This window comes from Rhizobium lentis (genome assembly GCF_014200175.1).
GTDB lineage: Bacteria > Pseudomonadota > Alphaproteobacteria > Rhizobiales > Rhizobiaceae > Rhizobium > Rhizobium mulingense.
The window spans coordinates 586,584-605,816 of sequence record NZ_JACHBD010000001.1 but is presented as its reverse complement, the minus strand read 5'-3'; the positions used below and the strand labels follow the sequence as shown (position 1 = coordinate 605,816).

General features: G+C 60.2%; 17 protein-coding genes. 11 read left to right on the top strand and 6 right to left on the bottom strand.

The window, feature by feature from the left end:
- Positions 1–215 precede the first annotated feature (215 nt).
- The gene (locus GGI60_RS02985) at positions 216–818 is read left to right on the top strand and encodes an SCO family protein (RefSeq protein WP_183912723.1); all 603 of its coding nucleotides are present in this window, start codon (positions 216–218) and stop codon (positions 816–818) included.
- 68 nt (positions 819–886) lie between these two features.
- Positions 887–1,765 (top strand): 50S ribosomal protein L11 methyltransferase, encoded by an 879-nt coding sequence (locus GGI60_RS02980; RefSeq protein ID WP_183912724.1) that lies wholly within the window; start codon positions 887–889, stop codon positions 1,763–1,765.
- A 378-nt stretch (positions 1,766–2,143) separates the two neighbouring features.
- Here GGI60_RS02980 and GGI60_RS02975 read toward each other — a convergent pair whose 3' ends face one another.
- Entirely contained in the window at positions 2,144–2,317 is a 174-nt protein-coding gene (locus GGI60_RS02975) for a hypothetical protein (RefSeq protein ID WP_183912726.1), read from the bottom strand.
- Between the two features lie 279 nt (positions 2,318–2,596).
- Here GGI60_RS02975 and GGI60_RS02970 point away from each other — a divergent pair, with 279 nt between their 5' ends.
- Positions 2,597–4,432, top strand: a complete 1,836-nt coding sequence (locus tag GGI60_RS02970; protein WP_183912728.1) for an aminopeptidase P family protein — start codon at positions 2,597–2,599, stop codon at positions 4,430–4,432.
- Positions 4,433–4,455: 23 nt separating this feature from the next.
- Here GGI60_RS02970 and GGI60_RS02965 read toward each other — a convergent pair whose 3' ends face one another.
- Positions 4,456–4,761 (bottom strand): AzlD family protein, encoded by a 306-nt coding sequence (locus GGI60_RS02965; protein WP_183912730.1) that lies wholly within the window; start codon positions 4,759–4,761, stop codon positions 4,456–4,458.
- A 3-nt stretch (positions 4,762–4,764) separates the two neighbouring features.
- On the bottom strand, positions 4,765–5,496 hold the full coding sequence (locus GGI60_RS02960; RefSeq protein WP_183912732.1) for an AzlC family ABC transporter permease: 732 nt from the start codon (positions 5,494–5,496) through the stop codon (positions 4,765–4,767).
- A gap of 133 nt (positions 5,497–5,629) precedes the next feature.
- On the opposite strand from GGI60_RS02960, the gene GGI60_RS02955 reads away from it, so the two are divergent.
- Entirely contained in the window at positions 5,630–5,893 is a 264-nt protein-coding gene (locus GGI60_RS02955) for a DUF2164 domain-containing protein (RefSeq protein WP_183912733.1), read from the top strand.
- A 10-nt stretch (positions 5,894–5,903) separates the two neighbouring features.
- Here the strand turns inward: GGI60_RS02955 and GGI60_RS02950 are convergent, their stop codons facing one another.
- Positions 5,904–6,569: a dihydrofolate reductase family protein gene (locus GGI60_RS02950; protein ID WP_183912735.1), complete on the bottom strand. Its 666-nt coding sequence runs from the start codon at positions 6,567–6,569 to the stop codon at positions 5,904–5,906.
- A gap of 159 nt (positions 6,570–6,728) precedes the next feature.
- Between GGI60_RS02950 and GGI60_RS02945 the strand changes: the two genes are divergently transcribed.
- Positions 6,729–8,321 carry a hypothetical protein gene (locus GGI60_RS02945; RefSeq protein ID WP_183912737.1) on the top strand — a complete coding sequence of 531 codons (1,593 nt, stop codon included), beginning with the start codon at positions 6,729–6,731 and terminating at the stop codon, positions 8,319–8,321.
- Positions 8,322–8,332: 11 nt separating this feature from the next.
- On the opposite strand, the gene pncA is transcribed toward GGI60_RS02945, so the two are convergent.
- A complete protein-coding gene (pncA, locus tag GGI60_RS02940; RefSeq protein WP_183912739.1) occupies positions 8,333–8,959 on the bottom strand; it encodes a bifunctional nicotinamidase/pyrazinamidase in 627 nt (208 codons plus the stop codon).
- Between the two features lie 251 nt (positions 8,960–9,210).
- On the opposite strand from pncA, the gene GGI60_RS02935 reads away from it, so the two are divergent.
- Positions 9,211–9,558, top strand: coding sequence for a hypothetical protein (locus GGI60_RS02935; protein WP_183913869.1), 348 nt, complete (start codon positions 9,211–9,213; stop codon positions 9,556–9,558).
- A gap of 24 nt (positions 9,559–9,582) precedes the next feature.
- Here the strand turns inward: GGI60_RS02935 and GGI60_RS02930 are convergent, their stop codons facing one another.
- Positions 9,583–12,054, bottom strand: a complete 2,472-nt coding sequence (locus tag GGI60_RS02930; RefSeq protein ID WP_183912741.1) for an ATP-dependent helicase — start codon at positions 12,052–12,054, stop codon at positions 9,583–9,585.
- Between the two features lie 236 nt (positions 12,055–12,290).
- Here GGI60_RS02930 and GGI60_RS02925 point away from each other — a divergent pair, with 236 nt between their 5' ends.
- The 5 genes from GGI60_RS02925 to GGI60_RS02905 all read left to right on the top strand — a co-directional run bounded on the left by GGI60_RS02925 (position 12,291) and on the right by GGI60_RS02905 (position 19,153).
- On the top strand, positions 12,291–12,767 hold the full coding sequence (locus tag GGI60_RS02925) for a VOC family protein (RefSeq protein ID WP_183912743.1): 477 nt from the start codon (positions 12,291–12,293) through the stop codon (positions 12,765–12,767).
- Positions 12,768–13,175: 408 nt separating this feature from the next.
- The gene (locus GGI60_RS02920; protein ID WP_183912745.1) at positions 13,176–15,119 is read left to right on the top strand and encodes a PrkA family serine protein kinase; all 1,944 of its coding nucleotides are present in this window, start codon (positions 13,176–13,178) and stop codon (positions 15,117–15,119) included.
- Between the two features lie 12 nt (positions 15,120–15,131).
- Complete coding sequence (locus GGI60_RS02915) at positions 15,132–16,406, top strand: YeaH/YhbH family protein (protein WP_183912747.1); 1,275 nt, start codon at positions 15,132–15,134, stop codon at positions 16,404–16,406.
- Positions 16,403–17,953 carry a SpoVR family protein gene (locus GGI60_RS02910; protein WP_183912749.1) on the top strand — a complete coding sequence of 517 codons (1,551 nt, stop codon included), beginning with the start codon at positions 16,403–16,405 and terminating at the stop codon, positions 17,951–17,953. Before GGI60_RS02915 ends, GGI60_RS02910 begins: the two co-directional genes overlap by 4 nt.
- Before the next feature lie 288 nt (positions 17,954–18,241).
- Complete coding sequence (locus tag GGI60_RS02905) at positions 18,242–19,153, top strand: adenylate/guanylate cyclase domain-containing protein (protein ID WP_183912751.1); 912 nt, start codon at positions 18,242–18,244, stop codon at positions 19,151–19,153.
- Positions 19,154–19,233 lie beyond the last annotated feature (80 nt).

Sequence of the window (19,233 nt, the reverse complement as noted above, 5' to 3'; positions counted from 1 at the left end):
TTTCGCCGTTGCTCGCCACGCTGCGAAGCATGTTATTCAAAACATGAGATAGTTTGACCTTTGCCAATAGGGGCGGGCTGATGTTCCGCAAGCGATTTCCCTATCCGATGAGACAATTAATCACGGGTCAGAAAACATATTCTTTAATTGCGTGTATGGGGCCAAGACTATAATCACGCGGAACGCGCAAGCGCGTCGCGATCGAGGTTCATAAAATGAAGACATTTCGTATCGTCATCTGGGTCGCCGTGCTGATCGTTGCCGGCGTTCTCGGCTCAATCACGCTCTATCCCAAGAAATCTTCCGATGTCGTAGCGGAGGCGCCGTTCGGCGTGCCCTTCACTCTGGTGTCCCAGAGCGGACAGCCGATCACCGAGCAAGCGCTGCGCGGCAAGCCGACAGCACTGTTCTTCGGCTTCACCCATTGCCCCGAAGTTTGCCCAACGACACTGTTCGAGCTGAACGGATGGCTGGAGAAGGTCGATCCCTCGGGTGACAAGCTGCAGGCCTATTTCGTGACCGTCGACCCCGAGCGCGACACGCCCGAAATCATGAACGCGTACGTCTCCAATGTGTCCAAGCGTATCACCGGCATTTCAGGCCCGCCGGAGAAGATCGCCGAAGTCATCAAGGGGTTCCGCGTCTATGCAAAGAAGGTGCCTGTCGATGAGAAGGATCCGAACGGCGACTATACGATGGACCACACCGCCTCGGTTTTCCTGCTCGATTCGGCCGGCCGGTTTTCCGGAACGATCGCCTATGGCGAAAATCCGGACACGGCGGTAAAGAAGCTGGAGAATCTCGTCAACAAAGGGTGACGGCTTCAGCGTGATAGGGCGCTGGCTCGACCGGTGGCGGGCAACGGAAACGGGAAAGACCGCCTATTGTGAGTGAAATCCGCCTTTACGTATCGACGACCGAGAGCAAGGCCGAACAGATTCTCGACCTTCTCAGCGAGGTCTTCGGCGAAGAAGATTTTGCCATCGGCACCACTGAGGTCGATGAGAAGAGGGATATCTGGGAAGCCTCCGTCTACATGATGGCAGAGGACGAGGCGCGGGTGCGCTCCCGTGTCGAGACGGCGCTGAAAAGCCCCTTTCCTGATGCGCAGTTGCTGCGGGAGGTCATTCCCGACGTCGATTGGGTGGTGAAGTCGCTGGAGGGGCTGAAGCCCGTCAGGGCAGGGCGCTTTCTGGTGCACGGCTCGCATGACCGCGACAAGGTCCGTCCCGGCGATATCGCAATCGAGATCGATGCTGGCCAGGCTTTCGGCACCGGCCATCACGGCACGACGGCCGGCTGCCTCGAAGTGATCGATACCGTCGTGCGTTCGCGCCAGGTGCGCAACGCGCTCGATCTTGGCACCGGCAGCGGCGTGCTGGCGATTGCGGTGCGCAAATTGAAAAACATACCGGTGCTTGCGACCGACATCGACCCGGTCGCCACACGGGTCGCCGCCGAAAACGTCCGCCGTAACGGCATTGCCTCGGGCATCGTGACCAGAACCGCGCCAGGCTTTCATTCGACGGCATTTTCCGAGCACGGCCCCTTCGATCTCATCATCGCAAACATTCTCGCCCGGCCGTTGATCCGGATGGCGCCGCAGCTCGCCGCCCACCTTGCGCCCGGCGGGTCGGTGATCCTGTCGGGGATTCTGGCCGCGCAGCGGTGGAAGGTGATTGCCGCCTATAGCGGTGCGAGGCTCCGGCACGTTAGGACCATCTGGCGAAACGGCTGGGTGACGATCCATTTGGATCGGCCGTGACGAGGTGGAAAATTGGGCCTGACAGCGCGGCTTGCTCCCTCTTCGCCCCAGCGAGGAGAAGATGCCCGAAGGGCAGAGGGTGAGCGGCAAAGCCGCGAATGCGCTGAGCGTGGCGAAAGGCTAGATAGGGTGTGCCGCGTGGCCCCCTCATCCGACTCTTCGGGCCACCTTCTCCCCGCTGCGGAGAAGAGGAAGCAAACCGCGACCTTGACCACCTTTCCTGACTTCCCGAACAAAAAAGGCGGTGCCAGTGGCACCGCCTTGGACCGGTCTATCCGGCCAATGCCCGCGAGCTCGAAGGAGGAGGAGCGCTCGAGCGGGCTCTACTGCATTCCGATGGGCCGGTCCGGGAGGGAGGAGATGGACGGGCTTTCAGGTTCAGAACGCGTAGCTTGTGGAGCCCTGGTGGCGCGTGACGCGCTGGCCGGCGCCGAGCAGCTTGAGGCTGTCTTGGCTCTGCGGACGGCGGGCGCCGATCACGTGACGCACGGTCTGGCGTTCGCCAGCCTGCACCGGGCTGCTGTATGCGAAGCGCGAGAGAGAGGCGGTCATTTCAAAAAAATCCTTTGTTTGCTGGTTCGTCCGAACCGTTCGATGGCGCCTATATAGCTATTCTGAAATGCGGAGGCAGAGGGTTTTGCTCATGGGAGCCATGCGGCCAATGCATAAAGCGTGCCAGATTAACTTTTGTCGCCACAGTTCTGTCAAAATGCTGAGCGGGCTGAACGCTTTCGACTCGTTTCGTCGCTTTTTCTCCCCATCGATTGAAATTTCGTTAACATGGCCGGCATCCCATTAGCCGGATTCGTTTCAATCATTCGGGTTTCCAGCATGTTCCAGTCTTTCGAGGTTACCTCCACTCCGCACTTCGGTAAGGATCGAGTTTCGGCGTTGCGTGCCACTTTCGATTCGCTCGGCATCGACGCCTTCCTCGTGCCGCGCGCTGACGAATTCAACGGCGAATATGTTCCCGCCTGCTCCGAGCGCCTGGCATGGCTGACGGGCTTCACCGGTTCGGCGGGTGTTGCGTTGATCCTGCGCACGCAGGCGATCGTCTTCGTCGACGGCCGCTATGTGACGCAGCTTGCCGAACAGGTCGACGGTTCGGTGTTTTCGGGCGGCGATCTCGTCAACGAACCGCCGCATGCCTGGCTTGCCGCAAACGGCGGCAAGGGCTTGCGGCTCGGCATCGATCCCTGGCTGCATGCGGGTGCCGAAGTGCGCCGTCTGGAAAGGGCGCTTTCGGAGATTGGCGGCAACCTCGTCTTCCTGCCGCACAATCCGCTCGACAGGCTCTGGAGCGACCGGCCGGCCGAGCCGCTCGGCGCCGTGACCATCCAGAATGTCGCCCAGGCCGGAGTGCTGGCGAGCGACAAGATCGCGACAATCGCCGCCAATCTTTCGAAGAAGGAGCTCGCGGCGGTGCTGATCGCCGATCCTTCGTCGGTCGCCTGGATCTTCAACATCCGGGGCGCCGACGTGCCGCACACGCCGCATCCGCTGGCGCGGGCCATCATCCATGCCGACGGGCGGGCCGAACTTTTTCTCGACAAGCGCAAGACCGGCATCGAACCGGAGGCCTATCTCGGGCAGATCTGCACCCAGCTGCCGCCTTCGGCTCTGGAAGAGCGGCTCGCCGCTGCTTCCAGGGATGGCGGCCGTGTGCTGATCGATCCGGATATCGCTTCCCATGCGCTCGTCGAGATCATTCGCAAGGCGGGCGGAGAGGCTGTGGAAGGTATCGACCCCGCCAAGCTGCCGCGCGCGGTGAAGAACGACGTCGAAATCAACGGCTCGGCCGCCGCGCATCTGCAGGACGGGGCGGCGATGGTGGAATTTCTTTATTGGCTGTCGCAGGAAAAACCCGGCACGGTCAGCGAGATCGCTGCGGCCGAGCATCTCGAAGCGGCGCGCGCCCGCGTCGGCCAGAGCATGCAGAACCCGCTGAAGGACATTTCCTTCGATACGATTTCGGGTGCGGGCGAACATGCGGCGATCATGCATTACCGCGTGACGACCGAGTCCAACCGGATAATCGAGGCCGGCGAACTATTCCTGATCGATTCCGGCGCGCAATATATCAACGGCACGACCGACATCACCCGCACCGTCGGCATAGGCGCGGTTTCGGAGGAGCACCGCCGCTTCTTCACGCTGGTGCTGAAGGGCATGATCCAGATCAGCACGGCGCGTTTCCCTAGGGGTACGCGCGGCTGCGACCTCGATCCACTGGCGCGCATCGCGCTGTGGCGGGCGGGGGCCGATTTCGCCCACGGCACCGGTCATGGCGTGGGCTCCTATCTCTCGGTGCACGAGGGGCCGCAGCGCATCTCCAGGCTTTCGACGCAGGAACTTCTGCCCGGTATGATCCTTTCGAACGAGCCGGGTTATTACCGGCCGGGCAGCTTCGGCATCCGCATCGAGAACCTGATCTATGTGCGCGAGGCCGAGGAGATCGAGGGCGGCGATTTGGCCATGCTCGGTTTCGAGACGCTGACCTTCTGCCCGATCGACCGCAGCCTGGTCATCCCCGAGCTGCTTACCCATGACGAGCTGCACTGGTTCAACGACTATCATCGCCGCACGCGCGAAGCGCTGATGCCGCTGATCCACGATCACGATGTTAGGGCGTGGCTCGAAAACGCGACGCTGCCGCTGGAATATTAGGAGAGGGGCCCATGCCGGCCGCGCTAAACGCCGGCGTGGCGCCAGATCATCACGACGATCCAGGCGGCGACCAGCATCCAGCTATGGGAGACGCGCAGGCCGACGAAGAGGGCGACGATCAGCGCCAGCTTCGACTCCCAGCCGCCGATGAAGAAGGCGGGGGCCACCAGCGTCGTCAGCACGGCCGCCGGGACTGCATTCAGCGCCGCCTCCATGCGCGGCGGAATGCTCTTCATCCGGGTAATGAGGATGTAGCCGCCGATACGGGTGGCGAAGGTGGCGGCAGCGGCGGCGAGGATGACGAGCGCCATGTGAAGATCGAATTCCATGGCTCAGACCTCATGCACTTCGGATTGAAGGGCGTCGGCTTCGAGATCGGGCTCTTGCGGCGCCAATGGCAGCAGGGCGGCGAGCACGATACCGGCGGCAGCGCCGAGGCTCACATGCCAGGGCGAGCCGACATAGCGATAGGCGAGCACCGAAGCGACGGCGCTGACGAGTGCTACGGGCAGGAAATTATCGCGCTTGCGGAAGCCGAGGACGATGCCGAGGAAATAGGCCGGCAGCAGGATATCGAGGCCGATCGCCTTCGGATCCCCGATGAAGCCGCCAAGCATGCCGCCGGCGACGCTGATCAGCACCCAGGGAATGTAGATGATGATGCCGAAGCCGAAATACCAGGCGAAGGTCAGCGGTTTGCCAGCCTCGCTGCGCTTTACCGCTTCGGCAAATTGCGGATCGACCAACAGGAAGAAGGTGAAGAATTTCTGCACGGGCGTGAAATGGCCGATATAGCGCGCCAGCGCCGCCGAATAGAGCACGTGGCGAAAATTGACCGCGAGGATCGACAGCACGATCAGCCAGGCGTGGACATTGTGGCCGAAGAGCTCGATGCCGACCATCTGACTGGCGCCGGCATAGACGGTGGCGCTCATGAAGGCGACTTCGGAAAGCGACATGCCGTTTTCGACCGCGAGCGCTCCGAACAGCGCGCCGAAGGGCGCCGACGCCAGTGCAACGGCGGAGCCGCCCCGCAAACCTTCAACAAAGTCGGCGCGATTCATCTGGGTGATCCTGTTGGAAATTCAGCTTTCCCTTATGGTCTGCGATCTGCAACGGCAATTGAATTTCGTTGATTGATCGATCGATTTCGCTGAAGCATCAACGTGCTGATCACAACCGGGGGAGACGATGCCAATGAAGAGGATCGAATTTACCAAGGAAGCAAAAGCGGCGATCGTCTCGCGCATCCGCCGCTATTTCGAGACGGAACTCGACCAGCCGATCGGCGCGCTGCCGGCGGAGTTCCTGCTCGATTTCTTCGCCGAGGAGATCGGCCCTCACTATTACAATCAGGGCCTTCGCGATGCACACGCCGCCCTTTCGAAGAAGATGGAGGACCTTGCAGAGGACATCTATCTGCTCGAGCGTGACGAGACGAACAAGGCTGCGGGCGCCTGAGCGACCGGACTCATCCCTCGTGCTTCATCCGCTCCCGGCGCGCCAGTTCGGCCTGCGAGGGCTCATGCATAGCAAAGCTGCCGGCTTTGACCTCGCCGGCGCGCTGATAGACGCTCATGATGACGCCCGTCGTCGATACCGAGTTAGCGGTGAGCTTCAGCGCTGCCGGTATGGCACCCGTGCCGAACAGGCGCTTACCGGGGCCGAGGATGAGCGGGAAAGTCAGGAGCCGGAGTTCGTCGATCAGGTCGTGCGCCAGCAGCGATTGCAACAGTGCGCTGCTGCCCTGCGTCAGCAGGTCGGGACCGTCCTTCTGTTTCAGCCGGGCGATTTCGGCGACGGCGTCGCCGCGCAGCGGAACGGAGTTTTCCCAGGTGAGCGGCTCTTGCGATGTCGTCGCAACATATTTGGTCGCGGCATTGAAGGCCTTTCCGATGGGGTCGTCTTGCCCGACAAAAGGCCAGTGCGCGGCGAAAATCTCGTAGGTCTTGCGGCCGAGCAGCAGAGCGAAGGGATCTGTAAAGATCCCGTCCATGAACTCCCCCATCGGCGCGTCCCAGTAATTGACGGTCCAGCCGCCAAGTTTGAAGCCGCCGGTCGGATCTTCCTCGGGCGCGCCAGGCGCCTGCATAACACCGTCGAGGCTCACGAAGGCCGCAGTTACAAGCTTTTTCATCTCTCAACTCCCATGTTTGGTCTGTTCAGAAGCAAGGACGGATCGATATAAGCCGAACCGACACCGACGCATTATTCCCGCGAGGATATTTCACCTTAACGTCAAATTATCGGGGCGCCGCTATGGTCGCGGCATTTTCGATGACCGGGTTGCTGTCCGTTGGCTGTTATTGTCTCTAAAATCGATGAACCTCGATCAACAACGCTCGCCAAGACGTTGATCTTTGTGGTGTGGCTTGCGCTGGCATCCGCGCTTTGCTGGTCAGAAACCGTGTGGCGCGATGAGGTTCGCGCCTTGTCGCTCGCCCTTCAGGGAGAGAGTTTCATCGATATGCTTCGCCAGATGCATGGCGAAGGTCATCCGGCTCTCTGGTATATCCTGTTGCGCGCCGCTCATCTTGTTGTCGGCTCTCCCGTCGTCCTGAAGATCGTCGCGCTGACGATTGCGGCCGGCTCGGCCTACCTTCTTGTTTTCAGGCTTGATCTGCCGCGCTCGATCATGCTGCTGTCGTTGTTCAGCAGCTTTTCGGTTTTCGACTACGCCGCGATGTCGCGAAATTACGGCATCAGCATGCTTTTGGTCTTCCTTATCGTCCTGAGCTGGGAGAGGGGAATGCGCAACGGCATGGTGCTCGGCCTATTGTTTGCCTTGCTGGCAAATACCAACGTCCATTCGGTCGTGCTGGTCGGCGGCTTTCTTGCCTATTGGTTTTTCGATCTGGTCCTGGCGCGTCCGAGACCTTCTCTGTCGGCATATCGGGCCTTTGCGACAGCCGCGGTCATTGCCGCAGTCGGCGTTATTCTATGCGTCATGACGGTCTATCCCACATTCAACGATGCCGGGCAGAACAATCTCGCAGGCAAGAATTTCGCCCCGCTTGTCCTTCATGCCTTTGCCAGGGCGACTTCCTATTTCATGGGGTTCTACCCCGACGGTATCCTTCGGCTGGCCGTGGCCGATCCATCGATTGCTCGGGTTTTCGCCTCGCTGATGGCGGTGCTCATCTATGGCAGTCTGCTTGGGCTGGCCAACCGGCGGCCCGCGATGTTGGCGGCCGCATCGGTTCTCCTCGGATTTTCACTGCTTTTTACGCTCGTTTACCCAGGTAGCTACAGACATCAGGCCCTATGGCTGGTCTTCATGATCGGCATGATTGCCTTGATCAGCCGCTCCCGATCCGCAGCCGCGGGCATTGCCGGTGTTGGGCCAGCCGGTGGCGCCGTCAAGATCGGACGGCTGTGCTTCATGATATTGCTGGCGCTGCAGGTCGCTTCCGGTATCGAAAAGGTTCATCAGTTCCTCTTCACCGACATACCGTTTAGCCGAGCCCGGGATCTCGGGTCATTCATTCAATCGCGCCCGGATCTCAGGGATGCGATCATTATGGCGGATCCCGATTATCTCCTGGAACCCTTGCCCTATTACATCCCCAATCGCACTTATCTTCTGCGGGAGCAGCGGTTCGGCGCGATCGTGCGGTATACCCGCAATGCGCGGCTTTCGCTCAGCCTTGCCGACATCCTGCAGACGGCGCGGCAACTGCAGCAAAGCGAGCACGCACCCATCGTCATTCTTCTCTCACAGCGGCTTGACCAAATTGCCGGCCCCGTCTCCTTGCATGAGAGTTACAATTGGCTGCTGTCGCTGACGCCTGAGGAGATTTCCGCATTCCGGAGCGAGACGACCCTCCTCAAACGCTTTGGCCCGGTTGCCGGCAGCGATGAGACATTCGATGCCTATCTGTTGAACTAGGGATCGGCGGTTTATTCGCGCAAGGCATCCGAGCTGTTGATCACGGTGATGCCATGCGCCTGCATCTCGTCGATGGCAGCAGCGACGCCTTCAGGCGTGATTCCGCGGCTCGCGTCCTCGATGAAGCGCACGCGCACGCCCGGCATCATCTCGAGCGCGTCGAGCGCGGAGAACTTGACGCAGTAATCGGTCGCCAGACCGCAGACGTCGAGATCGGTCACACCCTGATCTTCGAGGAAATCGGAAAGGCCGGTCGAAGAGTCGCGGTCATTGTCGCGGAAGGCCGAATAGCTGTCGATCCCGGGATCCTCGCCCTTCTGCTGGATCAGGTCGATTTCTTCGGATTTGAGCGCCGGATGCAGTTCGGCGTCAAGCGTGCCTTGGATGCAGTGGTCGGGCCACAGCATCTGCGGTTTGCCGGACAGTTCGCCCATTTCGAAGGGGGCGGCACCCGGATGGGCGGAGGCGAAGCTGCCGTGACCGGGCGGGTGCCAGTCCTGGGAGGCGACGATCAGGTCGTATTTGCCGCTGTCGATCAGCCTGTTTGCGACAGGAACGACCTTGTCCCCGTCCGGCACCGGCAGGTTTCCACCCGGACAGAAGCCGTTCTGGATATCGACGAGCAGCAGCGCTTTCATCAAGGCCAATCCCTTCGCGTTATGGCGATGCTAATGCCAAATGCACTGAATGCATCAACTAGTGAATTCCCGGGAGCCCGCATGCAAGCATTAATTCCTTCACTGATGGTAGTGATCGGCGGTAAAAGAACGCGCTAAATCAACCTATTGGCGACTTTCCGATGGTGTGGCAGCAACCGCAAAAGGCCTGGCCTTGCTCAACGGCGCGAATTCTGCCTTTCTTGCCCCAGCAGCAAGCCGGAACTCAAACCATGTGCGAGCCTCACCCGCAGGAAAAGATCGATGCGACTTTCCGCAACGGATCGCTGACGGCGACCGGGATCATTCTCGGTTTTTCCCTCAATTTCATCAGCCTGTGGGTGTCCAATCCCAATGACTGGAGCCGCGTTGATCTGCTGCCGATGGTATTTCTGACCGTCGGCATCGCCATTCAGGTGAAGGTGTTTGCCGATCTTTTGGCGCGAGACTCGCTGCTCGCCGTCAAATACGACCGAGCCCGCCGGCTGTTCCTGATCGGATTGTCGATTGTTGCCATCGGAATGGGGATCGCGCTGCTGAACGACATCCTCGGGCTCAGCAGTATGCGGATGTTCGGGTGACTGTCCTGCAATATCGTCGCGCGGTCAGACGCGCTCGACGAAACCGTCCAGCACCCGCTTCTGCCCCGCCCGGTCGAAGTCGATCGTCAGCTTGTTGCCTTCGATGCCGGTAATGTTGCCGTTGCCGAATTTCATATGGAATACGCGATCGCCGAGGGTGAAGCGCGATGGCTCCGACGAGGTCGACTTTGCGACCAGTTCGCCTTCAATCGTGCGTCCCTTCGGGCCGCTTTCGCCATAGCCGATGCGTTCGACGGCGTGGCCGGAGCGAGTGCCCCAGTTGTCGCGCGTGGCGTCGGTCCTGTTGGCCTGGGCGCGTTTCCAGCCGGGCGTGGAGTAGGAGTTGGCAAAGGGTTCGGCCTTGTCGAAGCGGGACTGGCCGTAGCCGCCGCGGCCGTAACCGCCGTAGCTCTGCTCCATCTCGGCGACCTCGACATGGGTTTCCGGCAGCTCGTCAAGGAAACGCGAGGGCAGCGTCGATTGCCAGAGGCCGTGGATGCGGCGGTTGGAGACGAACCAGATATGGCAGCGGCGCTTGGCGCGGGTAATGCCGACATAAGCCAGCCGTCGTTCTTCCTCCAGACCGGCGCGGCCGCTCTCATCCAGCGAGCGCTGGTGGGGGAAGAGGCCTTCCTCCCAGCCGGGGAGGAAGACGGTATCGAATTCCAGGCCCTTGGCCGAATGCAGCGTCATGATCGAGACGGCGTCGAGGTTTTCGTTGGTTTCTGCATCCATGACGAGGGAGACGTGCTCGAGGAAACCGCGCATCGACTCGAAGCTCTCCATCGAGCGGATCAGTTCTTTCAGGTTTTCGAGGCGGCCCGGCGCTTCGGCGCTCTTGTCGTTTTTCCACATATCGGTATAGCCGGACTCTTCGAGGATTTGCTCGGCAAGTTCGGTGTGCGGCGTATTTTCAAGCAGTTCCTGCCATCGGCGGAAAGATTGAATCACGTCGAAGAGGGCTTTGCGCGCCTTCGGCTTCAACTCGTCCGTCTCGATCATGTCGGCGGCTGCCGCCAGCATCGGGATGTCGCGGGCACGCGCGTAGTCGTGCAGGGCGCGTACTGTCGTGTCGCCGAGGCCGCGCTTCGGCGTGTTGATGATGCGCTCGAAGGCAAGGTCGTCGGCCGGCTGCGCGACCAGGCGGAAATAGGCCATGGCGTCGCGGATTTCCAGGCGCTCGTAGAAACGCGGGCCGCCAATGACACGATAGTTGAGGCCGAGGGTGACGAAGCGGTCTTCGAACTCGCGCATCTGGAAGGAAGCGCGCACAAGGATCGCCATGTCGTTCAGCAGATGCTTGCCCCGCTGGAGCTGCTCGATCTCTTCGCCGATGGCGCGGGCTTCCTCCTCCGAATCCCAGGAGGCGTGGACCTGTACCTTGACGTCGTCGGGATCGGCGCGGTCAGTGAACAGCGTCTTTCCCAGGCGGCCTTCATTATGGGCGATCAGATGGGCGGCGGCACCGAGGATATGTTCGGTCGAGCGGTAATTGCGTTCGAGCTTGATTACCTTAGCGCCAGGGAAATCCTTCTCGAAGCGCAGGATATTGTCGACCTCGGCGCCGCGCCAACCGTAGATCGACTGGTCGTCGTCGCCGACGCAGCAGACATTCTGCGGCTCCCCCTTGCTGCGCTGGGCCAGCAGCCTCAGCCACATGTACTGGGCGGTGTTGGTGTCCTGATATTCGTCGACGAGGATATAACGGAAGCGGCCGTGATATTCCTTCAGAAGATCCGGATTCTTGCGGAAGATCGCGATCGGATGCATTAGCAGATCGCCGAAATCGCAGGCGTTGAGCGTCGACAGGCGCGCCTGATAGGCGAAGTAGAGATCGCGACCGCGGCCATTGGCGAAGGCGCGCGCGTCGCCTTCGGGAATATCGGCCGGGCCGAGACCCTTGTTCTTCCAGGTGTCGATCATGCCGGCGAACTGCTTGGCCGGCCAGCGTTTGTCATCGAGTCCCTCGGCCTGGATCAGCTGCTTGATCAGACGGACGACGTCATCGGTGTCGAGAATGGTGAAATCGGAACTTAGGCCAACCAGCTCGGCATGGCGGCGTAGCAATTTGACGCCGATCGAATGGAAGGTGCCGAGCCAGGGCATGCCTTCGACGGCGCCGCCGACGAGCAGGGCGATGCGCTCCTTCATCTCGCGCGCGGCCTTGTTGGTGAAGGTGACGGCGAGAATCTGTGAGGGGAAGGCGCGGCCAGTGTTGAGGATGTGGGCGATGCGCGTGGTCAGCACCCGTGTCTTGCCGGTGCCGGCGCCGGCAAGGACGAGAACCGGCCCTTCCAGGGTTTCCACTGCTTCCGTCTGTTCGGGATTAAGGCCTGCGAGGTAATCCGGTCGCTTGCCGCCGTCGCGTGCCGCCATGGCGCGGGCGGCGATACCGGCGGGCGCCCTTTCGGCGGATACGGCAGACGGCTGCGGCTTGCGCGCCATCTCGCTCGGCTCTTCGTCGAAGAAGGGAATATCGTCGAAACTATTGCTCATGGCGCGTAATGTAGTGATTCGGGAGGGAAAGACCAGAAAAGATGTTCTGCTTTCATTCCTGAACCACCGCTATTGCAGACCAATCGGGCGGCAGGGCCGCCGCTGGGTGTGACTGCGATCGCCGTACGGCCGCGCAGCAAAAAAATCCGAGCCCCGCATGTCGGAACCAAGGCCGACGAGACGTCCTTGGGACATCGGACAGGAGTCCGGCAACCCTAGCCAACAGGAAGCTATCTATGCCGAAGGTCGTTTCAAATCTCTGGTTCGCGGAGCAAGCGCGCGAAGCCGTCGAATTCCACGTATCGGTCATTCCGGATTCCAGGATCGGCCGCACCACCATATTGCCGGCGGAAACGCCGAGTGGACCTCCGGGCAGCGTCGAACTGATCGAATTCACGCTGGGCGATCAAGCCTTCCTGGCGATGAAGGCCGGCCCGCTCGACAGCTTCAACCATTCTTTTTCGATTGCAGTTCTTCTGGAAGGCCAGGCCGAGATCGACCGGATATGGGACGCCTTCCTCGCCAATGGCGGTACACCGGAGGCTTGCGGCTGGCTGAAGGACCGGTGGGGCCTTTCCTGGCAGATCGTGCCGCGGGTCCTTTCCGAGATGATCGCCGACAGCGATGAAGAGCGGGCCAAGCGCGTCACCGAGGTGATGCTCGGCATGGTCAAGATTGATCTTGCCGCGCTGGAGAGGGCGTTCAACGGCTGACGCCGTTGGAGGCACGATTACGAATCGGGCGCGTGATCGCCACGCGCCATTTCCCTGAAATTACCGAATTTACTGGCGGCGCACCGGTGGCCGCTCGATCGAGGCTGCCCTATCGGCTGCCGATCGCTGTGTTCTCGCATTCTCGAATCACGGGCGCCATTGCACACCTTTTTGACATTCATGTCACGTCGCTAAATGTGCTGATATCGCAATAGGCCTTTTTTCAACTACAATATGAAACAGTTTCGTACAGTAAAAAATTACCGGTGCATGCAATTTTTTGTGCATTGCTACAAACCGCCGGTGAGCGTCGAATATACCGACGAAACTATTGATTCTTAGGAACGCCGTGGCCATCTCGATGGTTATACGGCTTAGAGCCTGCGGCATAACCTTAATGGAGGTCCCATGCTGAGTGAATCCGTATTCGATGCGTTCACGCGCAGTTATGAAGCGCGACGCGAGGCCGACATGTCGGTTTCGGAATATCTCGACCTCTGTAAAAAAGAACCCATCGCCTATGCCAATGCGACGGAGCGCTTGCTCGCTGCGATCGGCGAGCCGCAAATGGTCGACACGGCCAGGGATGCGCGCCTCGGCAGAATCTTCATGAACCGGACCATACGGGTCTACCCAGCTTTTGCCGGCTTTCACGGCATGGAAGAGACCATCGAACGCATTGTTTCCTTCTTCCGGCACGCGGCGCAGGGGCTTGAGGAGCGCAAGCAAATTCTCTATCTGCTCGGCCCGGTCGGCGGCGGCAAGTCGTCGCTCGCAGAGCGGCTGAAGCAGTTGATGGAAGTTCATCCGATCTACGTGCTGAAAGCGGGTGACGAGATCAGTCCTGTGTTCGAAAGCCCGCTCAACCTCTTCGATCCTGAGACAATGGGCTCGCTCCTCCAGGAGCAGTACGGCATTCCGCTGCGGCGCCTGAACGGGCTGATGAGCCCATGGTGCCTGAAGCGGCTTGACGACTTCGGCGGCGACATTTCCCAATTCCGCGTCGTCAGGATACAACCTTCGCGGCTGCGCCAGATCGCAATTGCCAAGACCGAACCTGGAGACGAGAACAATCAGGATATCTCGTCGCTGGTCGGCAAGGTCGACATACGCAAGCTAGAAACCTACTCCCAGAACGATCCCGATGCCTACAGCTATTCGGGCGGGCTCAACCGCGCCAACCAAGGCATTCTCGAATTCGTCGAGATGTTCAAGGCGCCGATCAAGATGCTGCATCCGCTGCTGACGGCGACGCAGGAAGGCAACTATATCGGCTCCGAAAATATCGGTGCCATACCCTTCTCCGGCATCGTCCTTGCGCATTCGAACGAGGCGGAGTGGCAAACCTTCAAGGCCAACAAGAACAATGAGGCCTTTATCGACCGTATCTGCGTCATCAAGGTGCCCTATTGCCTGCGGGTGACGGAAGAACAGAAGATCTACGAAAAGCTGATCGAGGGATCGGAATTGGCGGATGCGCCATGCGCCCCGGCAACGCTTGAAATGCTGGCTCGTTTTTCCGTTCTTTCCCGCCTGCGCAAGCATGAGAACTCGACCTTCTTCTCGAAGATGCGCACCTATGACGGCGAAAGCCTGAAGGAAAGCGATCCGCGCGCCCGCAGCGTCCAGGAATACCGCGATGCTGCCGGTATCGACGAAGGCATGGACGGGATCTCGACCCGCTTCGCCTTCAAAGTGCTCGCCTCCACCTTCAATCACGATACCACGGATATCGGCGCCGATCCCGTCCATCTGATGTATGTGCTGGAACAGGCGATCCGTCGCGAGCAATTTCCCGACGATGTCGAGAAGCGCTATCTGGAATTCATCAAGGCTGATCTTGCACCGCGCTACGCAGAGTTCATTGGCAATGAGATCCAGAAGGCCTATCTTGAATCCTATGCGGACTACGGACAGAATTTGTTCGACCGCTACGTAGATTATGCCGATGCCTGGATTGAAGATGTGGACTTCAAGGATCCCGATACCGGCCAGCTTCTCGACCGCGAGCTCCTCAATCAGGAGTTGACGAAAATCGAAAAGCCGGCGGGAATCGCCAATCCGAAGGATTTCCGCAACGAAATCGTCAAGTTCTCACTGAGATCGCGGGCAGCCAACGGCGGAAAAAATCCGTCATGGACGAGCTACGAGAAGATCCGGGAAGTCATCGAGAAGCGTATGTTCTCGCAGGTGGAAGATCTTTTGCCGGTCATTTCCTTCGGATCGAAGAAGGATTCGGAAACCGAAAAGAAGCACAGCGAATTCGTCTCGCGCATGGCCGCGCGAGGTTACACCGAGCGGCAGGTTCGGCGCCTTGTCGAGTGGTACATGCGCGTCAAACAGGCAAGTTAATGCGGAGCCATTATGCACATTGTCGACCGGCGGCTAAATCCGCGCGGTAAAAGTCTGGAAAATCGTCAGCGTTTCCTTCGACGCATGAAGGGAGCCGTGCAGCAGGCGGTCAAACGCTCTCTGCAAAACCGAAACATTCGAGACGTGCTCGACGGAGGGGAGATCAGCCTGCCGATCGATGGAATGGCCGAACCAAGCTTTCGAAAGGGTGAAGGCGGCATCGCCGATCACATCCTGCCCGGAAACCGGGCCTTCGTCGAAGGCGACATCATTCCGCGGCCGCCGGGCAGGAGGGGTGGAAAACCAAAGGATGCGGGCGAGGGCGATGGCGAGGACGGCTTCCGTTTCGTGCTGACGCGGGAGGAATTTCTCGATGTGTTCCTTGACGATCTCGAACTGCCCGACCTTGCCAAGCGGCGGCTAGCCGAAACCGAGGAGGAAACTCCGTTCCGAGCCGGCTATTCCGTCTCGGGATCGCCCTCCAACATCGCCGTCGGCCGCACGACGAAACTTGCGATGATGCGCCGCGTCGCGCTGGGACGCCCACGCCGCGAAGAAATCGAAGCGCTGCACCGGCAGATCGAGGAATGCGAAGACGACGAGAGCCGTCTGGCGCTTGAGGCAAAGCTCAAATTGCTGACGGAGAAAAGCCGGCGCATTCCCTATATCGATCCGCTCGACGTTCGGTATCGCCGCTTCGAAAACGAGCCGAAGCCTGTGGCGAAAGCGGTGATGTTCTGCCTGATGGACGTCTCCGGCTCCATGTCGGAGCACATGAAGGACCTTGCGAAGCGGTTCTACCTGCTGCTCTACCTCTTCCTGTCGAAGCGTTACAAGAAGGTGGAAATCGTCTTCATCCGCCATACCGACAGGGCGGAGGAAGTCGACGAGGAAACCTTCTTCTACGGCCCGGCAACGGGCGGCACGCTGGTCTCCAGCGCGCTAGCGGCGATGCGCGGGATCATCGCGGCGCGGTTCGATCCGGCCGAGTGGAATATTTATGGCGCCCAGGCATCGGACGGCGACAACTCCCATTCCGACGGAAACCTGACCGGGCAGTTGCTGCGCGAGATTTTGCCGCTGTGCCAGTATTTTGCGTATATTGAAGTCGGCGAGGAAGGAGGCGACTCTTCAGTATCGCGATCGCCTCTCTGGATGCTCTATGACGGGATCCGTTCCGAACCGCTGCCGCTTTCAATGCGCAAAGTCTGCCGGCGAAGCGAAATATTCCCTGTTTTCCACGATCTCTTCCAGAAACGTGACGCACAGTCGAAGGTGACGCCATGACCACCACGGTGAGGCCAAGGGAGCGGCTCTTGTTCGAGGGGGCCGACTGGGACTTTGCAACGCTGCAGCGCATCCACGATGCGTGCGAGGAGATCGCGCTTGGTGAACTCGGCCTCGATGTCTATCCGAACCAGATTGAAGTTATCACCTCGGAGCAGATGCTGGATGCCTATTCCTCCACCGGCATGCCGCTCTTTTACCGCCATTGGTCCTTCGGAAAACACTTCGCCCATCACGAAACCTTCTACCGCCGCGGGATGCGCGACCTGGCCTACGAGATCGTCATCAACAGCTCTCCCTGCATCTCCTATCTGATGGAGGAAAACACGGCGACGATGCAGACGCTCGTCATCGCCCATGCGGCCTTCGGCCACAATCACTTCTTCAAGAACAACTATCTCTTCAAGCTCTGGACCGATGCCGAGGGAATTCTCGATTACCTCGATTTCGCCAAGGGTTATATCACCCGCTGCGAAGAGCGTTATGGTGAGACGGCCGTCGAAAGAACGCTCGACGCGGCGCATGCACTGATGTCGCATGGCGTGCATCGATATGCCGGCAAGACCACCATCGACCTCCGCCAGGAGGAGAAGCGGCAGCAGGAGCGCCGCGCCCACGAGGAGCAGATGTTCAACGATCTGTGGCGCACGGTTCCCGTCGGCAAGGCGAAGAAGGCGGGTGACGTCGGCCTGGACAAGCGCCGTGCCGCGCTAGGTCTCCCGCAGGACAACATATTATATTTTCTTGAAAAATCGGCGCCGCGGCTGCAGCCGTGGCAGCGCGAGATTCTTCGCATCGTCCGCCATGTCGCGCAATATTTCCATCCGCAGCGGCAGACTAAGGTCATGAATGAAGGAACCGCCACCTTCGTCCATTATCGGATTATGAACCGGCTTCACGAGCGGGGGCAGATCAGTGATGGGAACTTCCTCGAATTTCTGAGGTCTCACGCCAATGTCGTCTTCCAGCCGAGCTACGACGATCGGCGGTTTTCGGGTTTTAATCCCTATGCACTTGGTTTTGCGATGATGCAGGATATCGAGAGGATCGTCACCAAGCCAACGGAGGAGGACCGCGCTTGGTTCCCCGATATCGCCGGCCGCGGCGATGCGATGGCAGTCCTACGCGACGTCTGGTCCAATTACCGCGACGAGAGTTTCATCAGCCAGTTCCTGAGCCCGAACCTCATCAGGCAGCTGCGCCTGTTTCACCTGTACGACGATCCGGAACAGGCCGAGGGTGTGCTGGTTTCGGCGATCCACAATGAGCGGGGCTACCTGCGCATCCGCCGCCAGCTCTCCCGCGAATATGATATCGGCTGGACCGATCCGGTCATCGACATCGTCGATGTCGACCTCGCCGGCGATCGCCGGCTGCTGCTGCAGCATATCGTCATGAACGGCTGCTATCTTCAGGAAAACGACACGAAGCTCGTCCTGCAACATCTCGCCGATCTCTGGGGCTACGACGTCTTGCTCCAGGAAATCGACGGTTCGAGCACCGTCGCCAGGGAACATACGGCGAGCCCACGCAAGATCGGTCAGTAATCCCTGGGCAGGAATGATTTGCCGCCGATGCAGTCGCGACCGCGGCGATCTTCGTTACGCGTGAGAAGGACTTGCGCGTATTTCAGCGCCTTCAAGAGGCAAGGACGGGGCGAGCGCAAGCCGCCGAATCTTTCGCTCCTGAAAGGGCGCTGATCCGCAATTATCGGTGGCATCAAGGGCCAAGCCTTCGTAATCTGCCGCCGCTGCGATCGCTTTATCGATCTTATTCAAACGGATTCAGCCTCTGCAGCGAAGCTTCCGGATCGGACGGTGCGGAGACGAGGGACCATGGGTGAAACGCGGCGAAAGCTGACGACGATCTTTTGTGCTGACGTGCAGGATTATACGCGGCTGATGGGAGCCGACGAGGAGGGGACGCTTGCGACGCTGAAGCGCTGCCGGGAGGCGATGGGCCGGCTGATCGAAAGCCATGGCGGCCGTGTCGTCAACACTTGGGGCGATGGGCTGATCGCCGAGTTCCCGAGCGTGGTCGAGGCCGTGCGTGCAGCCGTCGACACACAGAACGAACTTGCCGGCTTCAACGCCCGCCGCCCGGACGACGGGCGCATGCTCTTCCGTATCGGCCTCAATCTCGGGGATGTGATCGTAGAGGGCGACGACATCTATGGTGACGGCGTCAACATCGCCGCGCGGTTACAGGCTTCGGCCCCGCCGGGCGGCATCGTCATATCGAGTACGGTCTACGACCAGGTTCGCAACAAGGTGGCGGTCGGTTTCGAGTTTCTCGGGCCGCTGATGGTCAAGAATGTCGAGGAAGGTGTGCCAAGCTATGCGGTGAGGATCGGCGACGGAAGCAACGAGGCGCCGTCTGCCGAGCGATCTGCCGCTGCCCGGCCATCGCCCGCACCCGCGGTCACGGAGGAGGCAAGGCCGGGACCCGGCGGACGAAGGCTGTTTGCCGTGCTCGGCGTCATCGCCGCCGTGCTGATCGGTATCAATCTTTTGTCGTGGCAGGGCGTTTTCTGGGCGCGCTTTCCCGTCCTTGCGCTCGCCGTCGTGGCGGCGCTGGCCTGGAACCGTGGCCAGGCCCTCTTCGATCGTAAGCTCGCGGCGCTGGCGATCGTGGCACTCGGCATCATCGGCATCAACATCTTCACCTGGGAAGGACGCTTCTGGGCGTTGTGGCCGGTGCTGGGCCTGGCGGCGGTGCTGGGTCTGCGGTGGTCAATGCGTCGGTAGACATTTACGGGTCCTGGTTTGCCGAGCAATTTTGCCTCGAAAGCGGCTTCGTCAAGACGTTTGCGAGCGTCGTTCAAGCA